This is a genomic window from Paenibacillus campinasensis (assembly GCF_002272015.1).
Classification (GTDB): domain Bacteria; phylum Bacillota; class Bacilli; order Paenibacillales; family Paenibacillaceae; genus Paenibacillus_AQ; species Paenibacillus_AQ campinasensis.
This window is the reverse complement of the sequence record NZ_NPBY01000022.1, coordinates 16,060-27,362: the sequence shown is the minus strand read 5'-3', so window position 1 is coordinate 27,362 and position 11,303 is coordinate 16,060. Positions and strand designations below refer to the sequence as shown.

The window sequence follows — 11,303 nt, the reverse complement described above, 5'->3', positions numbered from 1 at the left end:
TGACTATTTATCTAATCGTATCTATGCCGCAATTTTCCGTGTTTTATCACAGATTGCACTTTCTTTTCTTAAATCACACTTCTTCTTTCCGATATTGCTTTGGCGAGACACCGGCATACTTCTGGAACACAATCGCAAAATGCGCTTGATTATGAAATCCGACCATCTCGGCCACATCGTAAATTTTGTAGCGGTAATCCTTCAGCAGCTCCTTCGCCTTCTCAATCCGCAGCGCGTTTATATAATCGAACAGCCCCTGTCCAACCTCCTGCTTGAACAGACGGCTGACATAATTCGGACTGACATGAAACTGGTCACCGAACAATTTCAAAGACAGGCTATCCTTATAATGCTCTTCCGCATAAGCGATAATGTTGCGGGTCAGCTGGCTGTAGCCCTTGTGCGCCTTGCGTTCCCGGGAACCGAGCCGATCCTCGAAAATAAGGCGGTAATACGCAGACAGCTCGCGGAAACTCTCAATTTCCTCAACGCTGCGCATCGGTCCGTCACTGCCAACAGCCGTGCTGTCTGCGGCTCCCTCGCCCATCATAAACAGCAGACCTTCATACACCTTCTTGACATCCTGAGGGTCCATGCATGCTCCCTGCAAGAGCAGCTGCTCCCAGCGGCCAAGCAGATCCAGAAATTGGCGGCTGTCCCCGTCACGAAGCGCCGACTTCATCTGAACAACCGCTTCATCGGCCTGTCTTCGCACCTCGCTGCTCCCGACCTTCAAATGCTGGTAGTAGAACACCGCATCATCCGGACGGTAGAAATAATGAGACAGCGCCTTGGATGCCTGCTTGTAACCGCGGGCGATCTCTGTGAAATCAGCACACCAGTCGCTGATGCCAAGTATGATATCAATATTCACAAATCGCTTCAGCGCCGAGCTGATCATCTGGACGACATTGTTCACCCGGTTCAGCGAAGCGAGCAGGCTCTTCAACTCACTGTTGCTGATCAGCACGGCGCTCATCTCCCGGCTGAGCCGAAGATATTCAATTTCCTTCTCACTGGACAGCATCTCCTGAATCACATGCTGGATCGTGCTGGGCAGCACCATTTCCGAGCCCTCGGAATACCTCTTCATGACACTGTGATACTGTTTCACGCGGAACAGAACGACATAGATATTTCCTTCTTTAAGGCTTGTCCCGGACAGATCGAAGCTATGGCCATGCAGCGCATCGTACAGTGCCTTGTCCTTGCCGGATGCAGCTGCATCCGCTGCCATCCCGGGCGAAGCCGGGACATGGCTCACCCCGAACTGCTCCCGAATGCTGTTCAGCATGGCCATTAGCTCCTGTTCATTCATATCCGGTTTGTGAAAATAATCAAACGCCCCGAGCTTCATCGCTTCCTTCACATAGACCATCTCATCAAAGCTGCTGAGCACTACGATTTTCGGCGGCAGCTGCCGGTCCTTTGCCACCCGCAGCACCTCGATGCCATCCATCTTCGGCATTTTGATGTCCAGCAGCACGACATCCGGCGACAGCTCTGTCATCATCCGCAGCGCCTGCTCCCCGTCTTCGGCCTCCCCGACAATCTCGGCTCCGTGAGCCTGCCAATCAATCGCGGATTTGATCCCGATCCGGACAAGCGGTTCATCGTCTACGACCAGTATTCGCACTTGTTATCCCCCTGCCGTTATTCCTCTAGGATGATCGGAACCCGAATCGTGACGACCGTTCCGCCCTGCGCTCTTCTGTCGATATGCAGGTCGTACTCCGGCCCGAAATGAAGGCGGATTCGGTTCCGTATATTGGTAAGTCCGATGGAATTAAACCCATCGCTTGGCCCGGCGGCCGGCTTCTCCAGCTGCCCTTGCTCCGGAAAACCGCGCCCGTTATCCTCAACCTTCATGATCAGCGCCCCGTCTTCTTCATAGATGGAGACCATCAACAGCCCTTTATAGTCAATGCCTTCAAATCCGTGAAAAACCGCATTTTCCACCAAAGGCTGGAGCAAAAATTTGAGCGTCCGGTATTCCGTGACCGCCGGGTCGATATTGTATGTGACATCAAACTTGTTAAAATAACGGAAATCCAAAATTTTCGTATAGTTCTGCAGGAACTCCACCTCTTCAGCCACCGTCACCACATGTCCCTCTTTCTTCGCCGTGAACTTGATGACCGACGAGAAGGCTTGCAGCGCCTCTTCAATGCCGGCGGCTCCCTGCATTTTGGCCATCCAGCGGATGACATTCAGCGTATTGTATATAAAATGAGGCCGGATCTGCGATTGCAGCGCATTCATCTCCAAGCGGCGCTTCTCTTCCTCCTCGACATAGATCCGGCTGATCAATCCTCGGATCTCCTGCAGCATCTGATCCACCGTGCGGCTAATATCACCAATTTCTCCTTGCAGTCCCGTATCGAAGCTTACATCAAGCTGTCCTTGGGAGACAAGCTTCATTTTGTGATTTAGCACCGACAGCGGCTTCATAATCGTTCTCGCGATGCGGACAGAAGTGAAGATCAGCAGCACCAGCAGCAGGATCAGGATGAGGGCAAGCACCGACACCATGAGATACACCATGGAGAACAGATCCTTCTTCGGCACAACCGTCACCGCCTTCCAGCCCGTGAGCGCAGAGGACGAGGAAATCGTGTACACATCCCGGGACACCCGCGTGACAGCTCCGCTATCATCATCATGAACCTCCGCATCGCTGCCAAGCACGTCTGCCACATGCTGGCCGATCTCTTCCGGCTGCGCACTGTGAATAATGCGCTGGTCCTCGTCGATCAGATAAAATCTGGTTTGCTCCGAGAACGCCGTCTCGCTCCAGAGTGTCTTCAGCCTGTCCGCGGAAATGTTAAACAGGATAAAGCCGAGATCCTGCTTGGTGTACGGGTCCAGAATCGCCCGGCCGACCGACACCACCTGCTCGCCTCGGGCGGACAGCAGTTCATCCCGATGGATGCCGATGGGCACGAAATGCCCTTTGCTCTCCCTGATCGTCTGAACGAACGGCTCATCGATGAATCTCTCCTGAAAGTAAGCATAATTCATATATTCCAGATTGCTTCTTCCCACAATAAAACGGTTATTCTCATGGTAAATGGCAACCGAGTCAATGATATCGGTATACAGCATGATGCCGCTCTGAATCAATCCGTTCACTCTGTCAAAATCCTGGCCCTTCTCCAGTAGCGGATTGGATACCTCGTCATAGTTCTTGCGCATGATCTGGTACAGCGTTGCATCCTGAATCGGAAACATCGACAGCCGGAGGAGCGGCTGCAGTGAAGTATCGATGTTTTTAATAATCTGCTTGTTGTTCTCCACCGCAGCTTCGATCACCGTGCTTCGGTTCTGGTCCACATACACCCAGGAGATGATCCCTCCGATCAGGATCAGCGGCGCGATAATAAAACAGGAAAAGGCTGCGATCAGCTTTTTCTCCAAATTCCAGTTGCGTATTCTATGCTTCAGACCGTTCATGATTTCATCTGCTTTCTGTAGTATAGGATGATTCGGGACATCCTTTAGTCATGGATGCTTGTGGCCTCGTGATGCCTGAACTGCCTCGGGGTCATGCCGGTAAATTGCTTGAACACCTGCGTATAGTAGCTTTGGCTGCAAAATTTGAAGGTGAAGGCAATCTCCGAGATCGGCTGGTTCGTGTGGATGAGCAGATGCTTCGATTCCTCGACTTTCCTTCGGTTAATATAGCCGGTCAGCGACACGCCCGTTTCACGCTTGAAGCGGTCAGACAAATAGCTCGGATTAACGCCAAGCACCTCGGCGATTCGTTGCAGCGATAGCTCCTCAAAAATATGTTCACGAATATAATATATCGTCAGGTTCACAATATGGGAGTAGGAGAGATCTTCCTTTTCCCGGCGAACCATAGCCACGAACTGAACCAGCATCTCGTATTCAAAATGCATCAGCCGCTCGACGTCGGTGATTTTTTCGATTTCCAGTATGATGGTATCGCTGAGATGGAAGGCAATTTCCGGATCGACGCCCCCCCGGATGATCGCTCGGGTATAGAGCGTGCAGGAAGCAATCAGCGCATTTTTCTTCGAACGAAGCGGATATACAGCCAATACGGCAGCTTCCAGTTCGTTGATCTTCCGCAGCATATCCATCGCCCGATTCTCATCGCCTAGCCGGATCGCTTCCATCAGCTCGAACTCGTAGTCAAACGGCGGATGAATGAAGTTTTCGCGCAAATATTGCATGCGGGAGGACAAGTAATGCGGCTGCTGATTTCCGGTACGGGAAGACGCTCTCATAATTTCGCCACCACCTAAAAATATTGATAAAAAAACAAATATTTTAGTATAATCTTAGCCCTTCCCGAACTAAAATTCAAACATAACCACGCTAGGAGGAAATATAGATAATGACCTGGATGATCTCTAACCCTGAACTGACTCAGCAGGAACTGCTGAATGCGGAAAGCTTGTTCGCGCTAGGAAACGGTTACATCGGTGTGCGCGGCAATTTCGAGGAGGGCTACGGGGACGCGATGTCCACGATTCGCGGCACCTACCTGAACGCTTTTCACGATGTCATTGAAATTCCTTACGGCGAGAAGCTATTCGCCTTTCCCGATACACAGCAAAAACTTGTAAACAACATTGATGCCCAAACCATCATGATCTATCTGGGCGACGAGCAGGTGCCGTTCCGTCTCGACCAGGGCACCATTACGGCCTATGAGCGCCGTCTTCATATGGACAAGGGCTTCTCGGAGCGGGTTGTCCAGTGGAAATCGCCTGGCGGCAAGGAAGTTCGCTTCGTCTTCCGTCGCCTCGTGTCCTTCCGGCATCGGGAGCTGTTTGCGATCCATGTCCGGATCGAGCCCGTCAACTATAACGGCCCTGTGACCATCGTGTCCACCCTGAACGGGAAGGTGAAGAACTACACCAATCCGAAGGATCCCCGGGTCGGAGCAGGGCATGCCGAGCGCATGACCGTGGTGGATACCGGTGTAAAAGACAGCTACGGCTGGGTTGTTGACGAAACGATGTCTTCGCGCCTTCGCGCCTCCTGTGTGACCAGTCACCGTCTCGATACCGAGGCCGATGTCCGTCTGGATGCATCGCCGGAACAAGGATTGATTACGTACACGGCTGCATTCACGCTCACGGAAGCCGTCTCCCTTACGAAGTACAACGTGTACACAGACAGCATGCGTCACGGCGATCATATCACCGACACGGGCGCCGAGCTGCAGGAAGGTCTGGCAGGCCTGTCCTTTGACGATCTTGTTGCCGAGCAGACGAAGTATCTGAACGATTACTGGAAGTCGGCGGATGTCATCATTCGCAATGACGACAAGCTCCAGGAAGGAATCCGGTTCAATCTGTTCCAGCTGCTGCAGTCCGCCGGACGCGACAAGCACAGCAACATTGCCGCCAAAGGCCTGAGCGGCGAAGGCTATGAAGGACATTATTTCTGGGATACGGAAATTTACATGTTCCCTGTGTTCCTTATGACACAGCCGGATATCGCCCGTCAGCTGCTGCTGTACCGCTATTCGACGCTGGAGCAGGCCAGAGACAGAGCCCGCGAGATGGGACACAAGAAAGGCGCGCTGTTCCCTTGGCGGACCATTGCCGGAACTGAATGCTCGTCCTTCTTCCCTTCGGGCACAGCCCAATATCACATCAGCGCTGATATCGCCTACAGCTACATCCAGTATTATCTGGCGGAGCAGGACCAGGACTTCTTGCTGAAATACGGCGCCGAAGTGCTGATTGAAACCGCACGCCTGTGGGCGGAGATCGGGCACTACTACGGCGGTGCCTTCCACATTGATGAGGTGACCGGTCCGGACGAGTACACCTGCTGTGTGAACAACAACTACTACACCAACGTCATGGCCAAGCACAACCTGAAGTGGGCAGCCAAAAGCGTATCGATTCTGAAAGCATTCAACGAAGCTGCTGCTGCCGAGCTGCTCCAGCGCCTGGGCGTCACGGAAGAGGAGGTATCGGCCTGGGAGAAAGCCGCTGCCGCGATGCTGCTTCCATATGACGAGACCCTCGGCATCAATCCGCAGGACGATACCTTCCTGCGCAAGGCCGTGTGGGATTTTGAGAATACGCCGAAGGAGAACTACCCGCTGCTGCTGCACTACCATCCGCTGACCATTTACCGCTATCAGGTATGTAAGCAGGCGGACACGGTGCTCGCGCATTTTCTGCTGGAGGATGAGCAGGATCTGGAGACGATTCGCCGCTCCTATGATTACTATGAGGGAATTACGACGCATGACTCCTCCCTCTCGTCCTGTATCTTCAGCATTATGGCTTCGAAGATCGGCAACATGGACAAGGCATACGATTACTTCATCGAGACGGCTCGTCTTGATCTGGACAACACGCATGGCAACACCAAAGACGGCCTTCACATGGCCAATATGGGCGGAACGTGGATGTCCATCGTGTACGGATTTGCCGGCATGCGCCTGAAGGAGAGCGGCCTCTCCCTCTCGCCTGCGATTCCGAAGGATTGGGAACAGTACGCCTTCCGTCTGACCTTCCGCGGCCGCTTGATCAACGTGCGGATCAAGAATGACGGCGTGACGCTGGAACTGGTGGAAGGAGATGCGATTGAGGTCAAGCTGTACGAAGAGACCGTTGTGCTGGAGGCCGGCAAGCCGATCGAGCGCCAACTTGCGGCAGCCTTGAGCGGTAAGTAAGACACTTCGTTCCCATCAACATATCGTCCATAGAAAAGGAGTACTGATTAACATGGTTGCGAACCAAACTTTGAAAGCTGTCATTTTTGATCTGGATGGCGTAATTACCGACACAGCCGAGTACCATTACCTGGCCTGGAAGGCGATTGCCGAGGAACTCGGCATTCCGTTCACCCGTGAATTCAACGAGAACCTGAAAGGCGTATCCCGGATGGACTCCCTGAAGCTGCTGCTCAGCCAGGCGGAAACGCCAATCGCATATTCCGATGCGGAGCTGGACCAGCTCGCAGACCGGAAGAACAAGCTGTACGTGGAGCTGATCGAGAAGATCACCCCGGCTGATCTGCTGCCGGGCGTGACCGATTTCGTGAAGGAGATCCGCAGCAGCGGTGTCAAAACCGGCATCGCCTCAGCCAGCAAGAATGCGCCAACCGTCATCCATCGGCTCGGCATTGAGGATCAATTCGATGTGATCGTGGATGTGAACACACTGAAGAACAACAAGCCCGATCCTGAAATTTTCCTGACAGCTGCCGCGGCCCTCGGCGCAGATCCGGCAGACTGCATCGGCGTCGAAGACGCCGTCTCTGGCGTGGACGCCATTAAGGCTGCCGGCATGTTCGCTGTAGCGATCGGCAATGCCGCTCACTTCCCGCATGCCGATGTCGTGCTGGACAGCACATCGCAGCTGAACTTCGGCGTGCTGAAGGCGAAGTTTGAGGGACAATAACGCTCGCATCAACACCTTGCATTTACGGATCGTCTTAAGCGATCCTCCCTGTATTACAACAAGAATGTCCCTGGGCTTTTCGCAGCCAGGGACATTTCAACTGATTCGGTCAGCCAGATACGACTATGGGCTGGCCTATTCTCATATGTACGAATAACATGGAGGCCATTCGAGCAACTCCGGCCAGATCCATGAAACTTGAACGAGGCGCATTTCCCGGCTGGCGCCGATCATTATTCCCCTCGTTACCTTCTCTCCTCTCTCATCGCCTGTACCTCCGCCGATACTCCCGCGGCGAAGCGCCCACGGTTCGCTTGAACATCTTGCCGAAGTGGGAGAAGTTGCCGAAGCCCGCGCTCCATGCGATCTCGGTGACGGCAAGGTCCGTCTCGCGCAGCAGACGCTGGGCCTCCCGGATGCGGAGCAGGTTCAGATAGTCGCTGAAGGCAAAGCCTGTCGTTTGTTTAAACAGACGGCTAAGGTAATACGGACTGATCCGGAACGTACCGGCCACCTCGGTCAGCGCCAGCGATTTTCTATAATTATCATTCACATAGCGCACGATCGCCTGCATACGAGGGTGAACAACCGGTGGCCCATCTTCAGCATTGCCGACCCTCCCCGCCTCCCGGTTCCGGTAAGCGTACAGCAGCAGCTCCAGCGTCCGATGCCGAAGCAGCATACCGCTTCCTTCTCCCGGATGCAGCAGCTCCCCAAATATATCATCGATCCCCCGTGCCAACACCTCGTCCTCCGGCGAAGGCAGCCGCAGAATCGGGACATCCCACCGGAACGGCTCCAGGAGCATTCCTGCCAAGTCGTCAGAACAGGCTCCCTCGATCAGCTCCGGCTCAATATAGAACACAATCCGGTCATGATCCGGCCTTCCGCTGTCCAGCGTTCGATGCACCGTGTTCCGATCCACAAACACCAGATCGCCCGCCTTGATGCGGTATGAGCGATCCTTGATGAAATACACCCGCTCCCCGGACATCAAATAATACAGCTCATAGTGTTCATGCAAATGGGTATCCGTCATGCTGAAGTGGCCGACGCGGCGGTCATATTCGATCCCAAGCTTTCCGTCAGGATCATGGTACTCCGCTTGAAACGGCTTGGTCATGGACACCCCTCCCTTTTCCTTGAATTATAGCAAAATAAGCGGGTTTTGAAAGCGGTTACGCATGAAATGCGGAGAAATAAATGCTCCATTGTTATAATCTGAGCCTATATCAAGGAGGCGATTAAGATGAGCACGAAGAGGAAGCGTTATGTACTCGTAGGTACAGGCGGGAGAGCAGAATTTTTCTACGGGGCGATAGCCGCGCGGTTTCGGGAGAACTCCGAGCTGGTTGCCTTTTGCGATATAAACCAGACCCGGATGAACTACGCCAACAAGCTGCTGCGGGATAAATACAGCCATCCTGAAATCGCTACGTACACTGCCGACCGGTTCGACGACATGATTGCTGCCGAGAAGCCCGATATTGTCATCGTTACCAGCGTTGACCGGACACATCATAGATACATCATCCGGGCCATGGAGCTTGGCTGCGATGTCATCACAGAGAAACCGATGACCGTGGATGCGGAGAAATGCCAGGCGATTCTGGATGCCGCCAAGGAAACCGGCAGAAACATCAGGGTGACGTTCAACTACCGCTATGCTCCTCACCATACGAAACTGCGGGAGCTCATTATGAATGACACGATTGGCAAGGTGACATCCGTTCATTTCGAATGGCTGCTGAACACTCGCCACGGCGCAGACTATTTCCGGCGCTGGCATCGGGACAAGCGCAACAGCGGCGGCCTGCTCGTTCATAAATCCACACATCATTTCGATCTGGTCAATTTCTGGATCGGGTCCCAGCCCGAGAGCGTGTTTGCCTTTGGCGATTTGATGTTCTATGGCAGAGAGAACGCGGAGGAGCGCGGCGTCACCCAGTTTTACAACCGGGCTACCGGCAATCCGCTGGCCAAGGAAGATCCGTTCGCCCTTCATCTCGATGACAATGCCCACCTGAAGGCCATGTATCTGGATGCGGAGCCGGAGGACGGCTACCAGCGCGACCAAAGCGTGTTCGGAGACGGCATCAACATTGAAGATACGATGGGCGTGCTGGTGAAATATCGCAATAAAGCGATTTTGACCTATTCCCTTGTTGCCTATCAGCCGTGGGAGGGATACCGCATTGCCATCAACGGCACCAAGGGCCGGATCGAGATGACGACGGTGGAGCAGTCCTATGTCAATTCCGGCGGGGACAAGAAGCTCGAAGGCGCGTTAAAAGGCAAAAGCCTGCAAGTGCTGCCGATGTTCGGAGCACCTTATGAGGTTCAGGTTGAGGAAAAGGAAGGCGGACACGGCGGCGGAGATCCTGTGCTGCTGAATGATCTGTTCGGCGAACCGGAGCCGGATCCGTTCGAGCGGGCCGCGGACCATATCGACGGCGCCCGGTCCATCTTGACCGGAATCGCGGCGAATCGTGCCATTGCCACCGGCCTGCCTGTCCACATCGACAGTCTCGTACGCTTCTAAGTCATGCTCCATTCTCCCGTTTTCATATAAGGCTGCGTCCATGACGCAGTCTTATTTCTGTTTCAGCTCCCGGGTAACTAGCCGTCTGAGGACATCGTGGAGCTTGGCTGAGCCGTATGCTGCTGAACGCTGCGCAAATTAAACAACAGAAACAGAGCACCTGTCACCGCGACCAAGGCAGACAGTATGAAGAACAGAGCCGGGAAGCCATACTCATCAACGACCGAACTTAGCACGGTTTGCGTTCCGGCCAGCAGGAGTGTAAACAGCAAGGATTGCATGGACAGCACCGTAGCCCGTCGGTTAGAAGGGATCATGCGATTCAGCATAGTGGTAAGTGCCGGTCTTAGCGCCGAGGAACAAAACCCCATCAGTGACAACACAACAATTCCCCATATGACCGGAACGAATCCTGCAACAGCAAGGCACACCGTCATTATGACTGGCAAGAGGAGCAGAATTACAGGGTCTTTCATTCCTTTCGTAAGCCGATGGGACAAGGCTGCACCGGTGATGCTGGCAAGACGAAGCAGTAGAATAACCGTTCCGACCCACCCAACACTAATGCTGCTGCTGAGCACATATGGTTGAACAAAGAAGAACAGGAGCATAAACGTAGGGAGCGAAAGGATTGTGGAGAACATAATGAAATTGCGCAGTGTATTCAACTGGACGCTAAGCTGGAGCGCATCCTTCAATTCGGCCAACATGCCCCGGCGCTCCTTGGAGGGCTGTTCCACAGGGGGTTCGCGAAATTTAAACAGCAGCAGCCCCCCGACAATGCAAGCCATTCCACTCCACATAAATGGTTGAAGCATGCTGTAATTCGCCAGGAAACTTCCGATCAGCGCAGCCGCCGCTTGCGTTCCTTGTACAATAGCTGTATAGCGGCCCATAACTTTGGAATATTCTTGTTCACGGCCGGCATGCTTCAGTCCATCATACAACATGGCAACATCCGTCCCGCTAAAAAAGGTCTGGGCCACGCTCCACATAATATGTATGACAAAGAGCAGAGGAACCCAAGATACGATCCCGTACAGAATCGTCAGGACACCAAATGCCGCCGCGCCAATGAACAAGGATACCTTTCGTCCGTATCTGTCGGCAATAGCACCTGCGGGCACTTCGGCAATCGCCGCAATGACAAATCCAACCCCTTGCATAATGCCGATCAGCCCCAGACTCATTCCCCTGACCTGCTGCAGGAAAATGATCCACATCGGAAGCCATAACAAAAAGTTAACCAAAACCGTATGGGCGTAAAACCTCCCTAATTGAAACGGAACATGGGATGCGGAACGCGTTGACGCCATTTGGAAAGAACCTCCTTCTTGTTGCAGTCTATCGATTCAGGAAGT

At 53.5% G+C, this 11,303-nt stretch carries 8 protein-coding genes; 3 read left to right on the top strand and 5 right to left on the bottom strand.

Annotated elements, in window-relative coordinates; genetic code table 11:
* Positions 1–73: 73 nt before the first annotated feature.
* The 3 genes from CHH67_RS07215 to CHH67_RS07205 are packed head-to-tail and all read right to left on the bottom strand — an operon-like array spanning position 74 to position 4,253.
* Complete coding sequence (locus tag CHH67_RS07215; RefSeq protein WP_095264480.1) at positions 74–1,636, bottom strand: response regulator; 1,563 nt, start codon at positions 1,634–1,636, stop codon at positions 74–76.
* Positions 1,637–1,653: 17 nt separating this feature from the next.
* On the bottom strand, positions 1,654–3,453 hold the full coding sequence (locus CHH67_RS07210; RefSeq protein ID WP_095264478.1) for a cache domain-containing sensor histidine kinase: 1,800 nt from the start codon (positions 3,451–3,453) through the stop codon (positions 1,654–1,656).
* Between the two features lie 44 nt (positions 3,454–3,497).
* Positions 3,498–4,253 carry a helix-turn-helix transcriptional regulator gene (locus tag CHH67_RS07205; protein ID WP_095264476.1) on the bottom strand — a complete coding sequence of 252 codons (756 nt, stop codon included), beginning with the start codon at positions 4,251–4,253 and terminating at the stop codon, positions 3,498–3,500.
* Between the two features lie 110 nt (positions 4,254–4,363).
* Between CHH67_RS07205 and CHH67_RS07200 the strand changes: the two genes are divergently transcribed.
* Both CHH67_RS07200 and pgmB read left to right on the top strand, forming a co-directional pair.
* Positions 4,364–6,670 carry a glycoside hydrolase family 65 protein gene (locus CHH67_RS07200; RefSeq protein ID WP_095264474.1) on the top strand — a complete coding sequence of 769 codons (2,307 nt, stop codon included), beginning with the start codon at positions 4,364–4,366 and terminating at the stop codon, positions 6,668–6,670.
* A 52-nt stretch (positions 6,671–6,722) separates the two neighbouring features.
* On the top strand, positions 6,723–7,400 hold the full coding sequence (gene pgmB, locus CHH67_RS07195) for a beta-phosphoglucomutase (RefSeq protein ID WP_095264472.1): 678 nt from the start codon (positions 6,723–6,725) through the stop codon (positions 7,398–7,400).
* Positions 7,401–7,662: 262 nt separating this feature from the next.
* Here the strand turns inward: pgmB and CHH67_RS07190 are convergent, their stop codons facing one another.
* A complete protein-coding gene (locus tag CHH67_RS07190) occupies positions 7,663–8,523 on the bottom strand; it encodes a helix-turn-helix transcriptional regulator (RefSeq protein ID WP_095264470.1) in 861 nt (286 codons plus the stop codon).
* A gap of 126 nt (positions 8,524–8,649) precedes the next feature.
* On the opposite strand from CHH67_RS07190, the gene CHH67_RS07185 reads away from it, so the two are divergent.
* Positions 8,650–9,942: a Gfo/Idh/MocA family oxidoreductase gene (locus CHH67_RS07185; protein WP_095264468.1), complete on the top strand. Its 1,293-nt coding sequence runs from the start codon at positions 8,650–8,652 to the stop codon at positions 9,940–9,942.
* Positions 9,943–10,019: 77 nt separating this feature from the next.
* Here the strand turns inward: CHH67_RS07185 and CHH67_RS07180 are convergent, their stop codons facing one another.
* Positions 10,020–11,258: an MFS transporter gene (locus CHH67_RS07180; RefSeq protein ID WP_095264466.1), complete on the bottom strand. Its 1,239-nt coding sequence runs from the start codon at positions 11,256–11,258 to the stop codon at positions 10,020–10,022.
* Positions 11,259–11,303: the final 45 nt, after the last annotated feature.